The organism is Modestobacter excelsi (assembly GCF_005930495.1).
Classification (GTDB): Bacteria; Actinomycetota; Actinomycetes; order Mycobacteriales; family Geodermatophilaceae; genus Modestobacter; species Modestobacter excelsi.
On sequence record NZ_SJEX01000086.1, the window covers coordinates 1 to 22,209 of the forward strand.

19 protein-coding genes and 1 tRNA gene are annotated in these 22,209 nt (G+C 74.8%); 12 read left to right on the plus strand and 8 right to left on the minus strand.

What is annotated here, in order from left to right; genetic code table 11:
- Together FHL80_RS21160 and nudC are read left to right on the plus strand one after the other, a co-directional pair.
- Positions 1–1,290, plus strand: a 1,290-nt coding sequence (locus tag FHL80_RS21160) for a M16 family metallopeptidase (RefSeq protein WP_138735324.1), incomplete at its 5' end; no start/stop codon positions are given.
- Positions 1,287–2,249, plus strand: coding sequence for an NAD(+) diphosphatase (gene nudC / locus FHL80_RS21165; RefSeq protein WP_138735325.1), 963 nt, complete (start codon positions 1,287–1,289; stop codon positions 2,247–2,249). The genes FHL80_RS21160 and nudC, both read left to right, overlap by 4 nt.
- On the opposite strand, the gene FHL80_RS26485 is transcribed toward nudC, so the two are convergent.
- The 3 genes from FHL80_RS26485 to FHL80_RS21180 form a co-directional block, all read right to left on the minus strand.
- Positions 2,242–2,589 carry a hypothetical protein gene (locus FHL80_RS26485; RefSeq protein WP_246078853.1) on the minus strand — a complete coding sequence of 116 codons (348 nt, stop codon included), beginning with the start codon at positions 2,587–2,589 and terminating at the stop codon, positions 2,242–2,244. The genes nudC and FHL80_RS26485 overlap by 8 nt on opposite strands.
- A gap of 317 nt (positions 2,590–2,906) precedes the next feature.
- Complete coding sequence (locus FHL80_RS21175) at positions 2,907–3,593, minus strand: ANTAR domain-containing protein (RefSeq protein ID WP_246078854.1); 687 nt, start codon at positions 3,591–3,593, stop codon at positions 2,907–2,909.
- A gap of 107 nt (positions 3,594–3,700) precedes the next feature.
- Positions 3,701–3,964 carry a mycoredoxin gene (locus tag FHL80_RS21180; RefSeq protein WP_138735328.1) on the minus strand — a complete coding sequence of 88 codons (264 nt, stop codon included), beginning with the start codon at positions 3,962–3,964 and terminating at the stop codon, positions 3,701–3,703.
- A 148-nt stretch (positions 3,965–4,112) separates the two neighbouring features.
- On the opposite strand from FHL80_RS21180, the gene FHL80_RS21185 reads away from it, so the two are divergent.
- The 4 genes from FHL80_RS21185 (at position 4,113) to FHL80_RS25770 (ending at position 7,425) form a co-directional block, all read left to right on the plus strand.
- Positions 4,113–6,131, plus strand: coding sequence for an ATP-dependent DNA helicase UvrD2 (locus FHL80_RS21185; protein ID WP_138735329.1), 2,019 nt, complete (start codon positions 4,113–4,115; stop codon positions 6,129–6,131).
- A gap of 208 nt (positions 6,132–6,339) precedes the next feature.
- Positions 6,340–6,651 carry a hypothetical protein gene (locus FHL80_RS21190; RefSeq protein ID WP_138735330.1) on the plus strand — a complete coding sequence of 104 codons (312 nt, stop codon included), beginning with the start codon at positions 6,340–6,342 and terminating at the stop codon, positions 6,649–6,651.
- Between the two features lie 155 nt (positions 6,652–6,806).
- On the plus strand, positions 6,807–7,139 hold the full coding sequence (locus FHL80_RS21195; protein ID WP_281283550.1) for a WhiB family transcriptional regulator: 333 nt from the start codon (positions 6,807–6,809) through the stop codon (positions 7,137–7,139).
- Positions 7,140–7,206: 67 nt separating this feature from the next.
- Positions 7,207–7,425, plus strand: coding sequence for a putative WhiB-interacting protein (locus FHL80_RS25770; protein ID WP_500684525.1), 219 nt, complete (start codon positions 7,207–7,209; stop codon positions 7,423–7,425).
- A gap of 156 nt (positions 7,426–7,581) precedes the next feature.
- Here the strand turns inward: FHL80_RS25770 and FHL80_RS21200 are convergent, their stop codons facing one another.
- Positions 7,582–8,904 (minus strand): ABC1 kinase family protein, encoded by a 1,323-nt coding sequence (locus FHL80_RS21200; RefSeq protein WP_138735331.1) that lies wholly within the window; start codon positions 8,902–8,904, stop codon positions 7,582–7,584.
- Positions 8,897–9,985 carry a ThiF family adenylyltransferase gene (locus FHL80_RS21205; RefSeq protein ID WP_138735332.1) on the minus strand — a complete coding sequence of 363 codons (1,089 nt, stop codon included), beginning with the start codon at positions 9,983–9,985 and terminating at the stop codon, positions 8,897–8,899. Before FHL80_RS21205 ends, FHL80_RS21200 begins: the two co-directional genes overlap by 8 nt.
- Positions 9,986–10,350: 365 nt before the next feature.
- On the opposite strand from FHL80_RS21205, the gene FHL80_RS21210 reads away from it, so the two are divergent.
- A complete protein-coding gene (locus FHL80_RS21210; protein ID WP_246078855.1) occupies positions 10,351–11,004 on the plus strand; it encodes a M48 metallopeptidase family protein in 654 nt (217 codons plus the stop codon).
- Positions 11,005–11,068: 64 nt separating this feature from the next.
- Here FHL80_RS21210 and FHL80_RS21215 read toward each other — a convergent pair whose 3' ends face one another.
- Positions 11,069–12,457 carry a zinc-dependent metalloprotease gene (locus tag FHL80_RS21215; RefSeq protein ID WP_138735333.1) on the minus strand — a complete coding sequence of 463 codons (1,389 nt, stop codon included), beginning with the start codon at positions 12,455–12,457 and terminating at the stop codon, positions 11,069–11,071.
- A 221-nt stretch (positions 12,458–12,678) separates the two neighbouring features.
- Here FHL80_RS21215 and FHL80_RS21220 point away from each other — a divergent pair, with 221 nt between their 5' ends.
- The 5 genes from FHL80_RS21220 to FHL80_RS21240 all read left to right on the plus strand — a co-directional run bounded on the left by FHL80_RS21220 (position 12,679) and on the right by FHL80_RS21240 (position 20,028).
- Positions 12,679–13,701, plus strand: coding sequence for a YlbL family protein (locus FHL80_RS21220; RefSeq protein ID WP_138735334.1), 1,023 nt, complete (start codon positions 12,679–12,681; stop codon positions 13,699–13,701).
- Between the two features lie 201 nt (positions 13,702–13,902).
- Positions 13,903–16,911 carry a UPF0182 family membrane protein gene (locus tag FHL80_RS21225; protein ID WP_246078858.1) on the plus strand — a complete coding sequence of 1,003 codons (3,009 nt, stop codon included), beginning with the start codon at positions 13,903–13,905 and terminating at the stop codon, positions 16,909–16,911.
- Between the two features lie 75 nt (positions 16,912–16,986).
- Positions 16,987–17,060, plus strand: a tRNA-Met gene (locus FHL80_RS21230).
- Positions 17,061–17,303: 243 nt separating this feature from the next.
- On the plus strand, positions 17,304–19,409 hold the full coding sequence (locus FHL80_RS21235; RefSeq protein WP_138735336.1) for a DEAD/DEAH box helicase: 2,106 nt from the start codon (positions 17,304–17,306) through the stop codon (positions 19,407–19,409).
- A 31-nt stretch (positions 19,410–19,440) separates the two neighbouring features.
- Positions 19,441–20,028 carry a GNAT family N-acetyltransferase gene (locus FHL80_RS21240; RefSeq protein WP_246078856.1) on the plus strand — a complete coding sequence of 196 codons (588 nt, stop codon included), beginning with the start codon at positions 19,441–19,443 and terminating at the stop codon, positions 20,026–20,028.
- Here FHL80_RS21240 and FHL80_RS21245 read toward each other — a convergent pair.
- Positions 19,991–20,716 (minus strand): HAD family hydrolase, encoded by a 726-nt coding sequence (locus FHL80_RS21245; RefSeq protein ID WP_138735338.1) that lies wholly within the window; start codon positions 20,714–20,716, stop codon positions 19,991–19,993. The two genes, FHL80_RS21240 and FHL80_RS21245, sit on opposite strands and share 38 nt — an antisense overlap.
- On the minus strand, positions 20,713–22,209 hold a 1,497-nt coding region (locus FHL80_RS21250), incomplete at its 5' end, for a mannitol dehydrogenase family protein (protein ID WP_246078857.1). The genes FHL80_RS21245 and FHL80_RS21250, both read right to left, overlap by 4 nt.

The following is a 22,209-nucleotide window of genomic DNA, read 5'->3' on the forward strand; positions in this document are numbered from 1 at the left end:
ACGCTGCCCAGCGGGCTGCGGCTGGTCGTCGTGCCCCGCCCGGGCGTGCCGCTGGTGGAGCTCCGGCTGCGGGTGCCCTTCGCCGCCGCGGCGCCCCGGCAGGCCGCCGCGCACGCGGCGCGCACCAGCGTCCTGTCCGGCGCGGTGCTGCTGGGCACCGCCGCACACGACCAGCTGGGGATCGCGCAGCTGCTGCAGGCGCACGGTGGAGAGCTGTCGGTCTCCGCCGACGCCGACCGGCTGCTGTTCTCCACCACGATGCTGCCGGACGGCCTCGGTGCCGTCCTGGGCGTGCTCGCCGAGCTGCTCGCCGCGCCCACCTACCCGGCGGGCCCGGTCGACGCCGAGCGCGCCCGGGTGGTCGAGCGGGTGCACATCGCCCGCTCGCAGCCCGGGGTGATCGCCCGCAGCGCCCTCGCCGCCCGCCGGTACGGCGCCCACCCCTACGCCCAGCAGCTGCCCGCCCCCGAGCTGGTCGCCGCGGTCACCCCGGCCGCGCTGCGCAAGCTGCACCGCGAGCGGGTGCTGCCCGCGGGCAGCACCCTCGTCCTCGTCGGGGACGTCGACCCGGCCACCGCCCAGGACGTCGTGGCCACCGCCCTGGCCGGCTGGACCGCGGAGGGGAAGGCCGTCGCGGCCGGCCCCGTGCCCGCCGTCGTCCCGCAGCCGCTGCAGCTGGTGCACCGCCCCGGCGCCGTCCAGTCCAACCTGCGGCTGGGTGGGCCCGCGCCGGGCCGCACCGATCCGCAGCTGCCTGCGCTGAGGCTGGCCAGCATGGTGTTCGGCGGGTACTTCTCCTCCCGGCTGGTGGAGAACATCCGCGAGCGGCGCGGGTACACCTACAGCCCGCGCAGCGGCGTGGAGCACCTGATGGCCGGCTCCTCGTTCACCGTGGACGCCGACGTGGCCACCGCCGTCACCGGGCCGGCGCTGCTGGAGACCTGGTACGAGCTGGGCCGGATGGCGCTCACCCCGGTGACCGAGGCCGAGCTGGACTCCGCCCGCCGTTACCTGCTCGGCACCCTGGCCCTCGGGACGGCGACCCACGCCGGCCTGGCGAGCACCCTGTCGGCGCTGATCGGCGCCGGGCTCTCCGCCGACTGGCTGGCCGACCACCAGCGGGCGCTCGCCACGGTCGGCATCGACGAGGTCACCGAGGCCTCCCGCCGGTGGCTGTCCCCGGCCGGGCTGACCGCGGTGGTGGTCGGCGACGCCGACCAGGCTGCCGACCAGTTGCAGGTCCTGGGCCCGGTCGAGGTCACCGCCGCGGCCGTCGAGCCCGGGGCATGACCGTCCCACCCGGCGGCAGCACCGCCGCCGACAACCCGCCGCCTCCCCGCAGCGACTGGCCCGAGGACCGGCGCGCGGGGGCGACCACCGAGGTCCCGCTGCTGTCCCGTACCGGCCACGACCGCGGGCACCTGGCGCGGTCGCTGCCCGACCCCACGCAGGGCCGACCGGTGCGCGTGCTGCGGATCGACGAGCGGCGCACGGTGCCGGTGCAGGAGGGCCCGGGCGGCCCCGAGCTGGTCTACGACGAGCAGCCCACGCTGCCCGAGGGCGCCATCTACCTGGGCGAGGCCGACGACGTCCCCTACGCCGCGCTGCGGGCTCCCCGCTCGCTCAGCGTCGGCGGGCGGCCGGTCGACAGCTGGGCCGGGCTCCGGGAGGTCGGTGCCGAGCTGGGTGACCTGGACGCCGGCCTGCTGGCCCAGGCGGTGGGCATCGTCGAGTGGCACGAGCGCAACAGGTTCTCCCCGCTCACCGGTGCACCGACGACGATCGAGCGGGCCGGCTGGGTGCAGCGCGACCCGGTGAGCGGCAGCGAGGTCTTCCCGCGGACGGACCCGGCGGTGATCATGCTGGTCCACGACGGCGGTGACCGCTGCGTGCTCGGCCGCCAGGCGGTGTGGCCGCCGGGCCGGTTCTCCATCCTGGCCGGCTTCGTCGAGCCGGGGGAGTCCGCCGAGGCGGCCGTGGTCCGCGAGGTCGCCGAGGAGGTCGGGATCGCGGTCACCGACGTCCGCTACGTCTCCAGCCAGCCGTGGCCGTTCCCGCAGTCGCTGATGCTCGGCTTCGTCGCCCGCGCGACGGAGGAGCAGCTGCAGATCGACCACGACGAGATCGAGGAGGCCCGCTGGTTCAGCCGGGACGAGCTGCGCTCGGGCACCGGCCCGCAGGCCCTGCCACCGAACGTCTCGATCGCCCGGCACATCATCGACCGCTGGGTGGCCGGCGAGTTCAGCTGAACGCCCCCTGCAGGAGGAGGGCGGGGCGGTCGGGGTGGTCGGCCAGGACGACCGCGTCGGCGAGCGAGGTGGGGTCCACCTCGTCGTCGTAGCGGTCGAAGGCGGGCAGCTCCCACGCCCGGTCCGCGGGCACCCGGCGCCGGCGGGCGGCCGGGCTGACCCGCAGGTGGACGACCACGTCGAACGCCAGCCCGAGGCCCTGCAGCAGTGACCCGGGCACCAGCAGCACCCCGCCCGGCGGCGTCGGGCGGTAGTCCAGCCGGGCGGCGCGGTCCCGCACCAGGTCCCACAGCGCGGGCAGGTGCTCACCGGGCCCCCGCGGCCCGCTGCGGTCCAGCACCTCACGGGCCAGCGCCGCGGGGTCCAGCCAGTCGGTGTAGCGCGCGTCCGGGTCGGTGCGGCCGTGCTCGAGCCGCAGCGAGGCCGGCCGGTAGAAGCCCTCGGCCGGGACGACGACCGCCGGACGGCTCAGGCCGGGCAGCCGGGTGGCCAGCTCCGCGGCCAGTGCGTGCGGCCCGGTGACCCCGGGAGCGCCGGGCAGCTCCGGGCCGTCGACGGCGACCCGCAGTGCGGCGGCGCCGGGCTCGGGGGAGACGCCGGCGAGGAGCGCGGCCAGCCGGTCGGCGAGCGCCGGCGGGGAGAGCGGGAGCGGAGCGGTCAGCGGGGCGCCCCGGGGACGACGTCGCTGCTGCCGGTCCGGCGCGGGCCGCGTTGCACCCGCCGGGCGGAGGGCCCCACCCCCACGGGGCGCGGCTCGGCGGTCGGGAGAGGACCGGGCTGGGCGGCGGTCGCGCCCGGGCCGTCGGTGTGGGAGGTCAGACCGTCGAGCACCTCGGTGGCCAGCTCCTGGGCAGGCCGGCCCTGGGAGCGGGCGTTCCGGCGGAGGGCCTCGAAGGCCTCCCGCGGGGTGGTGCCGTGCCGTTCGGCGAGGACACCCAGCGCGCGTTCGATGGACACCCGCGCGGCCAGCGCGTGCTCGAGCTGACCGATGGTGCGACGCAGCGCCGCGATCTCCTCGTCCCGCGGGTCGGCGGGCGGTGCGGCGTCGTCGTCCGCCGGGCCGGCTCCCGTGCGGGCCGCCCGGCGGGCGTCGCGGCCCGGCTCCGGGCTGGACCCGTGCTCGGCGGCGACCAGGTCGGCCAGCGACATCGCCTCGACCAGGCTCAGCGCGTCACCCTCCCCGGCGACCCGGCCCGAGACGTCGGTCCACGCGCCGTCGTCCTCGGGGCTCAGCACAGTCCAGCCGCGGCCGCAGCGGACCACCAGGGCGGCCGGCTGCCCGGCCGGGGTGCGGACCACGTCGGTGGGCAGCACCGCAGGGACCAGCGCGGCAGGCTGCTCCACCGTCGGGTCCATCACACCCTCTCTCGCTGCCAACGGCCGGTCCGAGGGTGCGGTCCCGCAGCCCCCCGGGTGGCGATCATCGCCCCCCGGGGGCCGCGGGCCGGGGATCACGCGCCCGGGAGCCGCGCGAGCTGGGCCTTCACCTGGTCGATGCTCGGGTTGGTCAGGGCGGTGCCGTCGGCGAACACGAGGGTGGGCACCGTGCGGTTCCCGCCGTTCGCCTGCATGACCAGCTCGGCGGCGCTCTCGTCCACCTCGATGTTGACCTCGGCGAAGTCGATGCCGTCGCGCTGCATCAACTTCTTCAGCCGCATGCAGTAACCACACCAGTTGGTGGTGTACATGGTCACCGCGGTCGTCGGAGCGCTCATCGGGTGGATCCTCCCTCGCGTCTCCCCGGGCGGGCCACCCGGGGGGAGGGATGGCCGGGGCGTCCGGGGCATGCGCCCCACCAACGCCGCGTGCCTGGGGATCCTTCCCCCGCCTGTCGGTGCGGGCTGGGAGACTCGTCGTGTGGGGATGCCGCGGGTCGCAGAAGAGCAGGTGGTCGAGGGGACGGCGGGCGCGGAGGCGGTGCTCGCCGGGTTGGACGAGCAGCAGCGGGCCGCGGCCGAGGCGGTGCGCGGGCCGGTCTGCATCCTCGCCGGTGCCGGCACCGGCAAGACCCGGACCATCACCCACCGGATCGCCTACGGCGTGCACCTGGGGGAGTACGTCCCCGAGCAGGTGCTGGCGGTGACCTTCACCGCGCGCGCGGCCGGTGAGCTGCGCGGCCGGCTGTCGGCGCTGGGCGTCGGCGGTGTCCAGGCGCGCACCTTCCACGCGGCGGCGATGCGCCAGCTGCGGTACTTCGCGCCGCGGGTGCTCGGCGGCCCGATGCCCGAGCTGATCGAGAACAAGCTCCGGGTGGTGGCGGGTGCCGCCACCCGCAACCGGCTGACCACCGACCGCGCGAGCCTGCGCGACCTGGCCAGCGAGATCGAGTGGGCGAAGACCACGCTGGCCACCCCGGAGGACTACCCGGCGCGGGCTGCCGCGGCCTCGCGGGAGGCCCCGTTCGACCCCTCGGCGGTCGCCGCGGTCTACCGCAGCTACGAGGAGGCCAAGTCCCGCGACGGATCGCTGGACTTCGAGGACCTGCTGCTGGTCACCGCGTACGCGATCGAGGAGCACCCTGACGTCGCCCGCGAGGTGCGCGCGCAGTACCGGCACTTCGTCGTCGACGAGTACCAGGACGTCAACCCGCTGCAGCAGCGGCTGCTGGACGCCTGGCTGGGCGGTCGCGCCGAGGTGTGCGTCGTCGGTGACCCCAACCAGACCATCTACTCCTTCACCGGCGCGGACCCCGAGTACCTGCTCGGCTTCGCCGACCGCTACGGCGACGCCGAGGTGGTCAAGCTGGAGCGGGACTACCGGTCGACGCCGCAGGTGGTGGGCCTGGCCAACAAGCTGATCGGCCAGGCTCCGCCGCGCAAGGGGCTGCCCGGCCTGCGGCTGCTGGGTCAGCGGGCCGAGGGCCCGGCGCCGAGGTTCGTCGAGCACCCCGACGAGCCGGCCGAGGCCGCCGCGGTCGCGAAGGCCTGCCGCGAGCTCATCGACGGTGGGCTGCCGGCCAGCGAGATCGCCGTCCTGTTCCGGATCAACGCGCAGTCGCAGGTGTACGAGTCGGCGTTGGCCGATGTGGGCGTCCCCTACGTGCTCAAGGGCGGCGAGCGGTTCTTCGAGCGGCCCGAGATCCGCGAGGCGGTGCTGCTGCTGCGCGGTGCCGCGGCCGGCGGCAACGAGCCCGGCGCCCTGGTGCCCGCCGTCCGCGACGTGCTGGCCTCCACCGGCTGGGTGGAGCACCGCCCTCCGCCGGGGGGCACGGCGCGGGACCGCTGGCAGTCGCTGGCCGCCCTCGTCGACCTCGCCGTCGACCTCGTCGCCGAGCAGCCCACGTTGGACCTCGCCGGGTTCGTCGGGCACCTCGCCGAGCGGGCCAACGCCCAGCACGCGCCGACCGTGCAGGGCGTGACGCTGGCGTCGATGCACGCGGCCAAGGGCCTGGAGTGGGACGCGGTGTTCGTGGTGGGCCTGGTGGACGGCGTCGTGCCGATCGCGCAGTCCCAGTCGCGGCCGGAGGCGGTCGAGGAGGAGCGGCGGCTGCTCTACGTGGCGGTCACCCGAGCCCGCGAGCAGCTGACGCTGTCCTGGTCGCTGGCGCGGAACCCGGGCGGACGGCGGTCGCGGCCGCGCAGCCGGTTCCTCGACGGGCTCGCCCCCGACGCCGCTGCCGCGCCGCGCCGCCCGGCCACGCGGGCCAAGGTCGTGCTGGAGGGTGAGGCGGGAGAGCTGTTCGAGCGGCTGCGGGAGTGGCGGAGCAGCACGGCCCAGGCCGCGTCGGTCCCGGCCTACGTCGTGTTCACCGACGCCACGCTGCAGGCGATCGCGGAGAGCCGGCCGTCCTCGGTGCGGGAGCTGTCCGCGCTGCCCGGCGTGGGCTCCCGCAAGCTCGAGATGTACGGCACCGAGGTGCTCGGCGTCATCGAGGCCGGTTGAAGGACCACCCCTCCCCCCACGACCCGCGAGCTCGCCGCGGGCCCTGGAGGCGTGGCCGTTAATTCGATTGACCCCCTCGGCGTCGATCCCTAACCTTTGCTCCACCACCTGGAAGTGACCCAGGACGCACTCCGCAGCACCGCACGAGCGCAGACCGCAGCGAGACCGGCCGGCAGGCCGGGCTCCGACCCCCGGAAGGAGGGGCCCCGTGATCAGCACCGACATGAACGCCACCGGCGCAGGCACCGTGACCCCGCCGGCCGTCGGCATGTGCTCCGTCGATCGGGTCGTCCTGACGCCGCCCTCCGCCGCCCCGTGGTCGGGGACGGGTCTGCCCGTCTCCGGTACCGCGTCCCCGTTCCGTCTCCGCGGCCTGATCGCCGCGGGTGCCGCACTCGGCGGCACCGCTCGTCCGTCCGTCCAGACCACCGCTCTGCAGGAGTTCGCCGTCGCCGGCGTCCCCGTCGAGCACCCCAGCAGCACCCCGGGTGACCTGCCCCCGGAAGACCCACTGAGCTAGCCAACGCCCAGCTGGTCCTCCTCGAGGCCGCGGATCCCGGACACCGGGAACCGCGGCCTCCGTCTTTCGCCAGGCGAGTCCGCGGCCCCACACCGACCACCGGTCGGCGGGGCCTCCGCCGACCGGCCGCAGAGACGAAGAAGAGGAGAGCGGCCGTGCAGACCACGATCGACCCAGCGCCGTCCCGTTCCCGGCTCGGGCTCGACCGCACGCACGCGTCCACCGACAACCCGGGGGGTGCTCGGCGGGCCCTGCCCTGCCGGGTCCAGGACCCCGACCTGTGGTTCGCCGAGCGCCCGGCCGAGCTCGAGCAGGCCAAGCGGCTGTGCGCCGGGTGCCCTGTCCGGAGCGCCTGCCTGGCCGGCGCCCTGGACCGGGCCGAGCCCTGGGGCGTCTGGGGCGGCGAGATCTTCGACCGGGGGGTCGTCATCGCCCGGAAGCGGCCCCGCGGCCGTCCGCCGAAGGTCCGTACGGAGGCGGCGGCATGAGCGGCCACCACCGGAGCCCGTGCCCGTCCGCAGTCCGGCGCCCGTCGTCCGGGCGCCCCGTCACCCGATGCACCTCCACCCGGCGCCGTCCGACGGCGTCACTGCCCGCAGAGGACACGAGATGTACCTGATCGACCAGGACCTGGTCCGTTCCCACATGGACCAGCGGCTCGCCGAGGCGGGGCAGGCCGCCCGCGCCCGCCGGCTGGCCAGCGCCCGGCGCTGGTCCCGCAGGGCGGCCCGGGCGTCGCAGCGCGCCGCCCGGGCCAACTCCGCCGTGTGGTGAAGGCCCAGCGCCTGTCGTCGCGGCGAGAGCCGCTGTCCGTCCCGGTCGGGGGTCGCAGGCTCCCGACCGGGACGGACCCGACGGCCCGACGCAACGACCCCCGGCAGCTGACTGCGGTGTCGTCCGGAGGACGACGATGTGCGCAGCCGCGACCTCCTACCCGGCGAAGCCGGGCAGCCACTCCTCGCAGACCCCGCGGTAGGCCGCCCGGGCGTCGAGCTGGCAGAGCACGCCGATCGAACCGATCGTCACCCGGTGGATGAGCAGGTAGGCCGGGGGCAGGTTGAGCTGCCGGCCGAGCCGGCTGGCGTCACTGCGCGGGTCGCCGATCCGGGCGGCCTGCTCCTGCATCCACGCCCGGGTGAACTGGAAGTCCGGCGCGGCGAGCGGCGCCAGGAAGGGCAGCAGGAAGTCCAGGACCCCCTGGGCGTCCACCTCGACGGTCTGCCGGACGAACCCCTCGACGCGCAGGTCGGCGAGCACGTCCTCGGCGCGGCCCTCCAGCGCCCAGCGCACCAGCCGGCCGATCGGCTCGGGCAGCCCGTCGGGCAGCCGGGCCGTGGCGCCGAAGTCGATGACCCCCAGCCGTCCGTCGGGCAGCAGCCGGAAGTTCCCCGGGTGCGGGTCGGCGTGCAGGAGCCCGGCGCGCTGCGGGCCGGAGAAGTGCAGCTCGACCATCAGCAGTCCGGCACGGTCCCGCTGCTCGCGGCTGCCGTCGGCGATGATCGCCGACAGCGGCGTGCCCTCCAGCCACTCCGAGACGATCACCTTCGGCGCGCTCGCCACCACCCGGGGGACGACGATCTGGTCGTCGCCGGCGTAGGCGGCGGCGAAACCGCGCTGGGCGTCGGCCTCCAGCCCGTAGTCCAGCTCCTCCTCGGCCCGGGCCTTCAGCTCCGCGATGAGCGGCTTGACCTCCATGCCGGGGAACATCGTGGCGAACAGCCGGGCGAAGCGGGCCAGCTGGTTGAGGTCGGCCATCAGCGCGGTGCCGGCCCCGGGGTACTGGATCTTCACCGCGACGTCCCGGCCGTCCCGCCAGGTGGCCCGGTGCACCTGGCCGATGCTCGCCGCGGCGGCGGGGTCGTCGTCGAACTCACGGAACCGCTCGCGCCACCGGCCCCCCAGCTGCTGGGCGAGCACCGCGTGCACCGTGCGCACCGGCATCGGCGGGGCGGCCTCCTGCAGCTTGACCAGCGCCTCCCGGTAGGGGCCGGCGACCTCCTCGGGCACCGCGGCCTCGAAGATGGACAGCTGCTGGCCGAGCTTCATCGCCCCGCCCTTGAGCTGGCCGAGGACGGCGAACAGCTGTTCGGCGGTCCGCTGCTGAAGCTCGGCGTCGACCTCATCGGCCGGCCGCCCGGACAACTTCTTGCCGATGCCCAGCGTGGCTCGTCCTGCAGCGCCCAGGGGGAGCGCGGCCAGCCTCGCCGTTCGGGAAACCGCCCCCCGTGGGATGTCCCGTCCGGTGTCAGTCACCGGCCCAGTGTCCCCTGTCCCCGTCGCCGCCGCGCTGGGCCGGGCCGACGCAGCCGCAGAAGGGGTGCGGCGGCCACCGGCGCAGCCGCGGCAGGAAGGCCGGCGGGCCCAGTTCGAGGGTGGCGTCCACGGTCGCGGGCTGCCCCGAGCCGTCCAGGTGGGCGAGCACCTGGACGGCCGCGGTCAGCGCGGTGAGCAGGCAGGTGATCGTCGAGCCGCCGGGATCGGCGTCCACGGCAGCGAGCTGGGCGGCCAGCCGCGGCCAGGACGGGTCGTCGTCCCGGCGCCGTGCCTCGGCGCAGTGCAGGCAGCTGCTGACCCCGGGCAGCACGAACGGGCCGACGACCCCCGTCTCCTGCCGCACGGTCGCCACCAGGTGGGGTGTCCCGGCCCGCTGCCACGCCCCCGACAGCGGGTCGACCGCCGCCCACGGCCGGGTCAGGACGACGAGGTCGGGCGCGGTGTCCGGCGGGAGGGGGCGCAGGTCGGTGAGCGGGCTGGCCCGGCGGACGGCGTCGGCGGCGGACAGCGACCGCGGACGCCCCTCGTCGGCCGCGCTCGCCCCGCCCACGATCGCGTCCCCGGCGCCGGTCGTCCCCCGGTCGCGGACGTGCACCCGGCCGACGCCGCTGGCGGCCAGCACGGCGGCGAGCGGCGTCCCGACCCGGTTCGCCCCCTCCACGACCACCGCGCTCTGCCGGCGCGCCCGCCACCGGCCACCGTCCTGCCGGCCCGGCACCGCCGCCGGCAGCTCGGCCGCCGCGCGGGCGGCGGCCGCCGGGCCGGGATCGGTGGCGAGCAGGTCGGTCGCGGCGAGGTCGTGCACGAGGCCGGCCGCGCGGAGGCCGGCCAGCAGGTCGTCGACGACGTCACCGGGCAGCCCACCGGCCATCGCGTCCCCGCGCACCGCACGCTGGCTGCGGCGGCCGTCCAGCCGCCGCAGCAGCGTGGCGATCTCCGCGCCCGCGGGGGAGACCCGCAGTCCCGTGCCGCCGTCGACCCCGCCGACCTGCAGCACCTCGGCGTCCAGCCGGAGGACCGGTGTCGCGGAGGGCAGCAGCGGGTGCGGGCTCTCGGTCACCGTTGGCAGGGTGCCAGCACGGGCGCAGCCGCCGGGGCGTCGTCCACAGGGGGCGGTCGGCACGGCACGGCGGGGCACCGCCGGGGACCCGTCTCCCACACCCTGTGGACAGAGCTGTGGACTGAGTGGGGACCCGTCGGGGTGTCGCTGTGCACCAGCGGGGGACGTCCGGTGGGCAGCCGCGCCAGTGACCCGCTTGCGGGCCTCTCACCAGCGGGGACGCCGTACCGAGCCTGTGGAGTGGAGGCGCCCCGTCCTCCGTTCGGGGGACACCGGCGTCGGCGGTGTCCACTGTCCGTGTGCACCTTCCACGACCGGGTGTCCTCGCGCTGGGCGGCAGCCGGGCCGCCGGTTACCGTGCGTGTGTGGAACCGCGACCTGACCGCCGGACGCCGGCTGCGTCGACCGCCGTCCCTGCTGCGCGGACCGCCCCTGGGCACGCCGAGGTCGCCGGGGAGATCGAGGTGCGCCGCAGCGCCCGGCGCCGCCGCACCGTGACGGCCTACCGGGAGCACGGCCGCACCGTCGTGCTCATCCCCGCCGCGTTCACCGCGGCCGAGGAGCGGCGCTGGGTCGACCAGATGGTCGCCAAGCTGCAGACCCGCGAGGAGCGCCGGCGGCGCACCCTCGGGTCCGACGACGAGCTGATGGCCCGCGCGCGTGAGCTGTCCGCAGCCCACCTCGACGGCCAGGCGGTGCCGGTCAGCGTCCGGTGGGTGGAGAACCAGAACCGGCGCTGGGGTTCGTGCACCCCGGCCGACCGCACCATCCGGCTGTCCGGCCGGCTGCGCGGCATGCCCGAGTTCGTCGTGGACTACGTGCTGGTGCACGAGCTCGCGCACCTGCTGGAGCCGACCCACAACGCGCACTTCTGGTCCCTCGTGCACGCCTACCCGCGGGCCGAGCGGGCGCTGGGCTTCCTGGAGGGTGTCGAGTTCGGCTCCGACGGCTCGCTGCCCGCCGGCGACGGGGCAGCCGACGACGCCGACGACGAGCTGGAGCCCGGCGCCGTCTCCTAGCACGGCCCCGCTGCCCTCACCGCTCGTGAGCTCGCGGCGGGCCCTGCAGCGGGGCCGTGCTCGATCAGCTCCGGGGGGACTGCCCGTCGTCGGTGCTGTCGTCGTCGGGCTCCTGGAGGCCGTCGGTCAGGCCGGCGAACGGGTCGGACGCCCCCTGCCGGGCCACGAAGTCCAGCGGCTCGTCGAGGTCCTCCGAGGTCGGCAGCAGGTCCGGGTGCGACCAGAGCCGGTCACGCTCGGCTGTGCCGTGCTGCTGGGCCATCGCACCCCAGGCGGTGCTGGCGTCGCGCAGCCGGCGCGGGCGCAGCTCGAGCCCCACCAGCGTGGCGAAGGTCTGCTCGGCCGGCCCGCCCGACGCGCGGCGCCGGCGCATCGTCTCGGCCAGGGCCGAGTACCCGGGCAGCCGCTCGGCGGCCGCCGCGGACACGACGCTGTCCACCCAGCCCTCGACCAGCGCCAGCAGGGTCTCCAGCCGGCGCAGCGCCATCTGCTGCTCCGGGGTCTCCTCCGGCTCGAGGACACCGCTGCCCAGCAGGCGCTGCACGCTCTCCGGGTCGTTGGGGTCCAGCCCGCCCTCCATGCCGCTCATCGCCTCGTCGAGACCCCGCTGGATCGCCTCCGGGTCGACGTGGATGCCTCGGGCGTAGGCGTGCACGGCGTCGGTGAGCTGCTGGCGCAGCCACGGCACGTGGGCGAACAGGCGCTGGTGGGCGGCCTCGCGCAGCGCGAGGAACAGCCGCACCTCGTCCTCGGGCCGGTCCAGGCCCGCGCCGAAGGCGGTCACGTTCTGCGGCACCAGCACGCCGGCGCCCTTGGGCCCCAGCGGCAGGCCGACGTCGGTGCTGGTGGTGACCTCGTCGGCCAGCTTGGCCAGGGCCTGGCCCACCTGGGCGCCGAACATGACCCCGCCCATCTGGCCCATGATCCCGGCCAGCGGGCCGGCCATCTGGGCGGCCTCCGCAGGCAGCGCGCTGGTCATCGCGGCGACCACGCGCTCGGCCAGCGGGTCGATCAGCGCCGTCCAGGCCGGCAGGGTCTGCTCCACCCAGTCGACCCGCGACCAGGCCAGCCCGCGGTCGATGCCCGAGGGCAGCTCGGTCACCTGGTCCAGCCACAGGTCGGCCAGGCGCAGCGCCTCGCTGACCGCGGCCTGCTCGGCGGCCGACGTCGGCTGGTGCCCGGGGGCCAGCTGGCTGACCGCGCCCTGCCGGGCGAGGTCCCAGTTGACCGGGCCGCCCGACCAGCTCATCAGCTTCTGCAGCTCGGCGAACAGCGGCATCTTGCCCAGCAGGTCCGCCGGGTTGCCGGCACCGGGGCCGACGCCGCCCATCGGCCCGAACAGCGCGCCGAGGCCGAACGGGTCGTTGCCGCCCGCGCCACCGCCCTGCCCGGACTCGTCCCGCTTCTCGGGGTCACGGTCGGGGAGCCCGAAGCCGAAGGGAAGATCGCTCATGGACCCACCGTAGACGCGCACGACCACGCTGACCGCCCCTCGGCCGCGCCGCGCACCGGCCCGCGCCCGGGCCGCGCCGGCGTCGGTCCGGCCGCCGATCCAGGCGGGTCACCTACGCTCGCCGTTCGACGGGTGCGCCCGTCGCGGCCACCCGCCGCTGACCTCGTGCCGCCGACGCCCGGGCGGCCGGCTCGCGGGCGGCCGCCCCGCGAGGAGGAGTCGTGAGTCGACGGACCACCGTCCTGGTCACCGGGACGGTGCTGCTGCTGCTCTTCGGGGTGCTGGGTGCGCTGCTCCCGGTGCCCTACGTCGCCCAGGTGCCGGGGCCGACGTACAACACCCTCGGTGACATCGACGGCACGCCGATCATCTCGCTGACCGGCCGCGAGCCGAACGACACCTCGGGCAACCTGAACCTGACCACGGTCGGCATCCCGACGCACCCGCTCACCCTGGTCGGCGCGGTGCAGGGCTGGTTCGACGACGAGGTCATCGTCGTCCCGCGCGAGCAGGTCTACCCCTCCGACCAGTCGGTCGAGGAGACCCAGGCGCAGAACCGGCAGGCCTTCCTCACCTCCGAGCAGGCGGCCCGCGGCGCGGCGCTCGCCGAGCTGGGCTACCCGGAGGAGGTCGTCGTCCAGGACCTCTCCGAGGACTCGCCGTCGGAGGGCCGGCTGGCGGCGGGGGACGCGCTCACCGCCGTCGACGGCGTCCCGACCCCGACCCAGGACGCGCTCACCGCCGCGCTGGCCGCGATCCCGCCCGGCTCGACGGTCCCGGTGGCCTACACCCGGCTGGGCGTCCCCGGCACCGCCACGGTCACCACCGGGACGGCGGCGGAGGGCGGCGGCTCGGCGCTGGGGGTGCTGGTCCTGCAGACGCCGTACGCCCCGTTCGACGTCGACATCGAGGTGGACGACGTGGGCGGTCCCTCGGCCGGCCTGATGCTGACCCTCGGCATCATCGACATGGTGGGCGACACCGACCTCACCGAGGGGGCGGTCGTCGCCGGGACCGGCACGATCGCCGCCGACGGCTCGGTCGGCCCGATCGGCGGCATCCCGCTGAAGATGGTCGCCGCCCGGGAGATCGGCGCCGAGATGTTCCTCGTCCCGGCGGAGAACTGCGCCGAGGCCCTGCAGAACGCCCAGCCCGGCCTGCCGATGGCCCGGGTCGCCACCCTGGACGACGCGCTCACCGCGCTGGCGGACCTCCGGGCCGGCACCACACCGCCGGGCTGCTGACCCCCCTGCCAGGGAGCCGTGGTCTGCTTGTGGCGCGGCCGGGAACCCGCCGCCGCCGGGAACAGTTGACGGAGCGGACCGCGGTCCGACCATCGGCGTCCCCGGGGCGTCCGGACCCACCGCGGTCGCCGTGTCCCGTGGCCGGGTCCCCGTGCTCGCCACCTCGTAGGTCGTAGGAAAGACAGGAGACCGACCGTGGCCATGCGGCCCCCCGTGCCGGTGCCGACGCTGTCCCGGCGCGCCAAGCTGGTCATCGGCGTCGTCGCCGTGCTGCTGGTGCTCTTCACCGTCATCGGCACGCTCACCAACGTCTACGTCGACTACCTCTGGTTCGACGAGACCAACTTCACCGAGGTCTTCTGGACCGAGGTCCAGACCCGTGCCCTGCTGTTCGCGGTGGCCGGGGTGGCCACCGGCGGGCTGGTGGCGCTCGCCGTCCACCTCGCCTACCGGTTCCGGCCCACGTTCCGGCCGATGTCGCTGGAGCAGCAGAACCTGGAGCGCTACCGCCAGTCGGTCGAGCCCCGCCGCAAGCTGGTGCTCACCGCCATCGGTGTCGTGCTCGGCCTGTTCGCCGGGTTCACCGCCCAGGGCAGCTGGCAGACCTGGCTGACCTTCCGCAACTCCACCGACTTCGGGCGCCCCGACCCGCAGTTCGGCAAGGACATCTCCTTCTTCGTCTTCGACTACCCCTTCTACCGGCTGGCGCTGGGGTTCGCGTTCGCCATCGTGCTGCTCGCGCTGATCGGCTCGCTGCTCACCCACTACGTCTTCGGCGGGCTGCGGCTGCAGACCCCGGGCCAGAAGCTCACCGGCGCTGCCCGGGTGCAGCTGTCGGTCCTGCTGGGGATCTTCCTGGTGCTGAAGGCCATCGCGTACTGGCTGGACCGGTACGGCACGGTCTACTCCGACCGCGGCAACGTCTACACGGGGGCGTCCTACACCGACGTCAACGCGCTCCTGCCGGCGAAGAACATCCTCGTGTTCGTGGCCGCGATCTGCGCCGTGGCGTTCTTCGCCAACATCTTCTTCCGCAACACCGTGCTGCCGGCCGCCGCGCTGGTGCTGCTGCTGTTCTCCAGCCTGGTCATCGGCGTGGCCTTCCCGGCCATCATGCAGCAGTTCGTCGTCCGGCCCTCGGCGGACCAGAAGGAGGCGGCGTACATCGAGCGCGCCCTCGCCTCGACCCGCGACGCCTACCAGCTCTCCGACGTCGAGTACGTCGACTACGGCACCGACACCGCCGCCGGGGACGAGACCGGCACCGATGCCGGCTCCGGGGACGCCACGTCCACGCCGACGACGGCGGACCTCGCCGGCGACGCCGGCACGATCTCCAACGCCCGGCTGCTGGACCCCAACGTGCTGCAGGCGACGTTCCTGGCCCGCCAGCAGATCCGCAACGTCTACGGCTTCCCGGAGAAGCTGGACATCGACCGGTACACGATCGACGGGGTGACCCAGGACTACGTCGTCGCCGCCCGCGAGCTGGACTCCTCGTCGCTGTCGGGCAACCAGACGAACTGGATCAACCAGCACACCGTCTACACCCACGGCAACGGCTTCGTGGCCGCGCCGGCGAACCAGGTGGTCTCCGGCGAGGCCGGCGGCGAGCCGAACTTCGCCACCGGCGACCTGCCCACCCGCGGCAACATCGACGTCGACCAGTCCCGGATCTACTACGGCGAGCTGCTCAACGTGAACGGCACCGACGAGTACTCCGTCGTCGGGGGCGCCGAGGACGCCGCGCCGCGGGAGTTCGACCGGCCGCAGAGCGGGTCCGAGGGCCAGGTGAACAACACCTACGACGGCAAGGGCGGGGTGTCGATCGGCAGCTTCTTCCGGCAGCTGACCTACGCCATCTACTACCGCGAGCGCAACTTCCTGCTCTCCAGCGCCGTCAACGACAACTCGAAGGTGCTCTACGTCCGCGACCCGCGGGAGCGGGTGGAGAAGGCGGCGCCCTACCTGCAGGTCGACGGCGACCCGTACCCCGCCGTCATCGACGGGCGGATCACCTGGATCGTCGACGCCTACACGACCTCGGACGCCTACCCGTACTCCTCGCTGCAGAGCCTGGGTGAGGCGACCACCGACTCGCTGACCGGCACCGGCACCTCGGCGCTGCCCAACGACCAGGTCAACTACGTGTCCAACTCGGTGAAGGCGACCGTCGACGCCTACGACGGCACGGTCACCCTCTACGCCTTCGACGACAGCGACCCGGTGCTGCAGACCTACATGAAGGCCTTCCCGAAGACCGTCAAGCCGGCCAGCGCGATCAGCGCCGAGCTGAGCAGCCACTTCCGGTACCCGGAGGACCTGTTCAAGCTCCAGCGGGACGTGCTGACCCAGTACCACGTGGACAACCCGTCGGACTTCTACAACGCCAACGACTTCTGGCAGGTCCCGATCGACCCGACGGTCAACAACAACACCACGGAGCCGCAGCCGCCGTACTACGTGCTGAGCCAGCGGGTGGGGGAGAGCAACTCGACCTTCCAGCTGACCAGTGCGCTGAACGCGCTGCGGCGGGAGAACCTGTCCGCCTACATGACGGTGTCCAGCGACCCGGACACCTACGGCGAGATCCAGGTCCTGCAGCTGCCGGGGAACACCCAGTTCCGCGGGCCGCAGCAGGTGTTCCAGTCCTTCAACACCAACAGCGAGGTCCGCAGCCAGCTCACGCTGTTCGACAGCGCCAGCTCCCGGGCGGTGTTCGGCAACCTGCTGACGCTGCCGATCGGGACCAGCGGCCTGCTCTACGTCGAACCGCTGTACGTCCAGGGCACGGCCGAGAACTCGTTCCCGCTGCTGCAGAAGGTGCTGGTCAACTACGGCGACAAGGTCGGCTACGCCGACACGTTCGCCGAGGCGCTGGACCAGGTGTTCGGGAACGGTGCCGGTGACGCGGCCGCCGACAGCGGCACGACCCCCGCACCGACCACGCCGACGTCACCGGCACCGGCGCCCAGCGACACCGCGGCGCCCACGCCCGCACCACCGGCGGACGCCGGTGGTGGCACCGTGGACAGCGCCGCGCGGGATGCGGCGGTGACGGCGATCAACGACGCGCTGACCGCCCTCGCCGACGCGACCAAGGCCGGTGACTTCGCCGCCATCGGTCAGGCGCAGGCCCAGCTGCAGGCGGCGGTCGAGGCCTACCAGGCGGCCAACGGGCAGGCCGCCCCGGCGACGCCCACGGGCTGACGGCAGGGGGTGGCCGCCCGACGCGGCCACCCCTCCACCGGTTCCGCCGGAGCTGATGTATGGTGGTCCTACCGACGCGGGGTGGAGCAGCTCGGTAGCTCGCTGGGCTCATAACCCAGAGGTCGCAGGTTCAAATCCTGCCCCCGCTACGACGATGACGCAGCCCTCACAGTCCCTGTGAGGGCTGCTCTCGTAGGTGCCCGCATCCTGTGCGGGCACGGGTCGGAGCGGACAGCACCGCAGTCCCGGCTGACCCGCAGGCGCCAGCACTCGCCGGGCACCGGGTCAGGGCCCGCCACCCGGCCGGCGCGACGTGCCGTCCGCAGCCGGGTGCCTGCGGTCGGCCACCCGTCACCGCGACGCCGGGGCCGGACGTTCCAGAGGAGGAGTCTGTGGCTCAACGAGGCCGGTCTGCGCCGGGCGCTCGCCGTGCGGCCCCGAGCAAGCAGCGGCGCGAGCCCGAGGACGCCATCGCGGCGCTCGCCCGGACCGTCCGGAACGTCGAGGCAGCCGTCAAGCGCGGCCATGTCACGCCCGCGGTGCGGTCCGACTTCCAGGACGTCGCCCTGCTGCTGCGCGAGGAGCACGCCCGGGTGCGGGCCGAGCAGGGTGGCAGTGACACCCACCGGGCCGAGCAGCTCAAGCGCCTGGACGGCATCGGGACGATCCTCGCGAAGACCGCCGTGCGCGACCCGGCCCTGCTCGCGCTCCTGTCCGAGGACGCCGTCGCCGCCGTCGGGACGCGGACGCCGACGCGGGACGCCGTCCGGACCGCGAGTGCCGCACCCGACGTGGTCGAGACCGCCGAGCCCGCCGCCCCCGAGCGTCGTGTCGTGCCGCAGTCGGTCATCTCCCGCCAGCTGGCCAACCCCTTTCTGGCCCCCGACTTCTCGGCTCCGCGCCCGGTGGTGGCCCGGCCCCGCCGGCTGGGCGGCTGGGAGCTGCTCGGCCCGCTGCTCAGCTCCTTCGAGCGTGCCGGTGGCGGCGCTCCGGCGTGCATGGCGCTCCCCGCGCCGTCCACCCGGCGTCTGGCCGGTGGCCTGGAGCTGATGCCGCACCAGGCGCAGCTGGTCACCGCTGCCGCCGAGGGGCACCGGACCTTCCTGCTCGCCGACGAACCCGGGCTGGGCAAGACGGCCCAGGCGCTGCTCGCCGCGGAGGCGGCGGACGCCTACCCGCTGCTCGTGGTCGTGCCGAACGTGGTCAAGACCAACTGGGCCCGCGAGGCCGGGCGCTGGACGCCGCACCGCCCGGCGACCGTCATCCAGGGCGACGGGACCACGGTCGACGGCTTCGCCGACATCGTCGTCGTCAACTACGAGGTGCTCGACCGCCACGTGGGCTGGCTGGGCGACTTCGGGTTCCGCGGGATGGTCGTCGACGAGGCGCACTTCATCAAGAACAAGTCCTCGCAGCGCTCCCAGCACGTGCTGGAGCTCTCCGAGCGCATCCGGTCCCGCACCGTCCGGCCGTTGCTGATGGCCCTCACCGGCACCCCGCTGATCAACGACATCGACGACTTCCGGGCCATCTGGCAGTTCCTCGGCTGGATCGACGACAGCAAGCCGCTCGGCAGCCTGATGAACGCGCTGGAGGACGCCGGCCGCACACCCGCCGACCCCGGCTTCTACCCGGCCGCACGGCAGGCCGTCATCGACCAGGGCATCGTCCGGCGCCGCAAGGTCGACGTGGCCGCCGACATCCCCGCGCGGCGCATCGCCGACCTCCCCGTCGAGCTCGACGGGCCGGCCGGCCGGTCGATCCGGGCATCCGAGCGGGACCTCGCCCGCCGGCTGGTGTCGCGGTACGAGAGCGCGCTGGCGGCCCGTCGGTCTGGCACCGTGGTCGAGGGCATCGACCACGACCTCGTGCGCACGGTGGCCCGGTGGGAGCTCAAGGACGCGAGCACGTCGACGTCCAGCGAGAACGTCTTCACCATGATGCGGCGCATCGGTCAGGCGAAGGCCGGCCTCGCCGCCGACTACGCCGCCCAGCTCGCGCGCAGTGCCGGCAAAGTGGTGTTCTTCGCCAAGCACGTCGACGTGATGGACGTCGCCGAGGAGACCTTCGGCAAGCAGGGCATCCGCTTCGCCTCCATCCGCGGCGACCAGACGCCGGGAGCGCGGCAGCGGAACATCGACGCCTTCGTGCGCGATCCCGACGTCGCCATCGCGGTCTGCTCCCTGACCGCGGCCGGCGTGGGCCTGAACCTGCAGGTCGCCTCCGACATCGTGCTCGCCGAGCTCTCCTGGACCGACGCGGAGCAGACCCAGGCCATCGACCGCAGCCACCGGATCGGCCAGCAGCTCCCGGTCACCGCCTGGCGGATCATCGCCGCGCAGACCATCGACGCCCGGATCGCCGAGCTGATCGACAGCAAGGCGGGCCTCGCCGCCCGGGCCCTCGACGGATCCGAGGAAGAGGTCTCCTCCTCCACCGACGTGCAGCAGGAGGCGCTCGTCGCGCTGCTGACCGACGCGCTGTCGGCGTCGGCGTAGCCGCCGGCCCCGGTCGACCGGCATGCCACCCGTGCGCATCCCCGCCGAGGTGCGGCCGGCCGACGTCGCCGACGCCGCCGGGGTCGCCGACGTCTACCGCCCGTACGTGACCGACTCGGTGGCCTCCTTCGAGACGGTCGCACCGGACGCCGGCGAACTGGCGCGGCGGATGCTCGCCGCTCCCCGGCTGCCCTGGTTCGTCGCCTGCCGGGACGGCGCGGTGGTCGGCTACGCGTACGCCGGCCGGCACCGCAGCCGGGAGGCCTACCGGTGGTCGGTCGACTGCTCGGTCTACCTGACCGCGGGGGAGCGGGGTGCCGGCACCGGCCGGGCGCTGTACGCGCGGCTGCTGCCGGAGCTCGCCGCGCTGGGCCACGTCACCGCGTTCGCCGGGATCGCCCTGCCCAACCCGGCCAGCGTCGGGCTGCACACCGCGGTCGGGTTCACCCCGGTCGGCGTGTACCGGGCGGCGGGCTTCAAGTCCGGCCGGTGGCACGACGTCGGCTGGTTCCAGCGCCCGCTGCGCGAGCCCCCGCCGGTGCCGGCCGAGCCGCTGCCCTGGTCCCCCGGCGTCGCGCCGGTCAGCGGAGCAGCTCGGCCAGCTCCTCCCACGAGCTGACGACGACGGCCGCACCCGCCTCGCGCAGGGCCTGGGTGCGGGCCTCGCGGTCCTCCGCCGGCACGAACTGGACCGTGCCGACGGTCCGGTAGCCGGCGGCCACCGCCGACAGGGCGCCGTTGATCGAGTCCTCGACCGCGATGCCCTCGTCGGGCGTGATGCCCAGCGTCTGGCCGGCATGGGCGTAGACTGCGGGGTCCGGCTTGCTGGTCGGTTCGGGGAGGGAGTCCTCGGCGCTGAACCGCCGGTCAGGCGGGAAGAGCGGTGCCAGGTCGGTCGCCGCCAGGCAGGCGTCGAGCCGGGAGGACGCGCTGGAGGTCACCACGGCCAGGGTGAACCGGTCGGCGAGCCGGGCCAGGGGCCGCTGCACCTCCGGGTCCGGCTGCAGCACGCTGCGCAGGTGGGCGGTGACCACGTCCTTCTCCTCGGCCACCCACTCGTCGAGGTCGGCCCGGGTGAGCTCGCGGCCGTAGCCGGCGGCCAGCTCCTGGGCCGCGCCGCGGAAGTTCTTGCCGTTCGTCATGCCCTGCAGCTCCGCCGGGCTGTAGGCCCGCTCCGCGCCGAGGTGGCCGAGGAAGCGGTTGGTCACGCCGGCCGACGCCGCGTACGCCGGCTCCTCGGAGGGGAAGAGCGTCCCGTCGGCGTCGCAGAGCAGGAAGCCGGCCGCCGAGGCGTCGAGCGCGGTCATGCCCCGGCCCCGGCGTCGGCGAGGTAGCGCTCGAGGACCTCGCGCGGGCCTTCGCGTTCCAGCGCGTCCAGGGCCCGCTGCACCGGCTCGGCGAACCGCGGGTCCCGGCCGACGTGGTCGAAGACGCTCTTCTCGTGCAGCAGCGGCCCGGCGTCGGTGCCGGCCTCCTGCGCCACCGGCACCAGGTCCATGCGCGGCCCCTGCACGGGCATCTCCTCGCCGGCGTAGTCCGAGCCGCGCAGGAACCGCAGCCAGCCCGCGACGGCGAGGCACAGCAGCTGGTGCGGCCGGTCCTGCTCGATCGCGTCCCGGACGGAGGGCAGCAGGTAGTTCGGGATCTTCGACGAGCCGCGCCGGCCGAGCCGGGCCAGCTCGTCGGCCATCCGGGGGTTGCTCAGCCGCTCGAGCAGCGTCGCCTGGTACTCCGCCAGGTCGATGCCCGGCGGCGACGGCAGCAGCGGGGCGATCTCGTCGGCCATCAGTCGGGTGAGGAAGCTGCGGAACACCGGGTCGGCCATGACCTGGTCGGTCGTGCGGAGCCCGGCCAGGTAGCCCAGGTAGCCGATGGCGGTGTGGCCGGCGTTGAGCAGCCGGGTCTTGACCACCTCGTAGGGGTGCACGTCCTCGGTGAACTGGACGCCGACCTGCTCCAGCGGCGGCCGGCCGTTGCCGAAGGAGTCCTCGACCACCCACTGCCGGAAAGGCTCGGTGACCACCGGCCACCGGTCGTCCACGCCGGTCGACTCGACGACGGCCTCCCGGTCCTCGGGACTGGTGGTGGGGGTGATCCGGTCGACCATGCTGCTGGGGAAGGCGACGTGCTCGTCGACCCAGGCGGCCAGCTCCTCGTCGCGCAGCCGGGCGAAGGACACCATCGCGGTGCGGGCAGCCGCCCCGTTGTCCTGCATGTTGTCGCAGGACAGCACCGTGAACGGGGGCTGCCCCGCGCGCCGCCGCCGGTCCAGCGCCTCGACGACGTAACCGAAGACCGTGCGGGGGTGGGCGGGGTCCTGCACGTCGGCCTGCACGTCCTCGTCGTCGGCGTCGAACTCCCCGGTGTGCGGGTCGATCCGGTAGCTCGTGCCGGTGATGGTCAGGGTGACCACCCGGATGCCGTCATCGGCGAGCGCCTCCAGGACGGCGTCGGGTGAGTCCGGGCCGTACAGGTACCGGACGATCGCACCGACGACGCTGGCGCGGTCGACCTCGGGGCCCCGCTCCACCACCAGGTACAGCCCGTCCTGGGCGGCCAGCGCCTCACCGATCGCCCGGCTGTGCAGGCCGACGCCGACCACGCCCCAGTCGGTCACCCCGCGGCGGGCCAGTTCGTCCAGGTACACGGCCTGGTGGGCGCGGTGGAAGCCGCCGACCCCGAAGTGCACGATGCCCGGACGCAGCAGCGCGCGGTCGTACCCCGGCGCCGAGACGTCGGGTGGCAGGTCGCCGAGGGTCTTCTCGGACAGCGGTACCGGGCGGGCAGGGGCGTGCGTCAC

Bases quoted from the DNA above. Each gene is read 5' to 3' on its own strand.
- FHL80_RS21180 (WP_138735328.1), bottom strand. From the start codon at position 3,964: ATGAGCGCTCCGACGACCGCGGTGACCATGTACACCACCAACTGGTGT.
- FHL80_RS21245 (WP_138735338.1), bottom strand. From the start codon at position 20,716: ATGACCGCGCTCGACGCCTCGGCGGCCGGCTTCCTGCTCTGCGACGCC.
- FHL80_RS21185 (WP_138735329.1), top strand. From the start codon at position 4,113: ATGCCGCGGGTCGCAGAAGAGCAGGTGGTCGAGGGGACGGCGGGCGCG.
- FHL80_RS21215 (WP_138735333.1), bottom strand. From the start codon at position 12,457: ATGAGCGATCTTCCCTTCGGCTTCGGGCTCCCCGACCGTGACCCCGAG.
- FHL80_RS25770 (WP_500684525.1), top strand. From the start codon at position 7,207: ATGCACCTCCACCCGGCGCCGTCCGACGGCGTCACTGCCCGCAGAGGA.
- nudC (WP_138735325.1), top strand. From the start codon at position 1,287: ATGACCGTCCCACCCGGCGGCAGCACCGCCGCCGACAACCCGCCGCCT.
- FHL80_RS21225 (WP_246078858.1), top strand. From the start codon at position 13,903: ATGCGGCCCCCCGTGCCGGTGCCGACGCTGTCCCGGCGCGCCAAGCTG.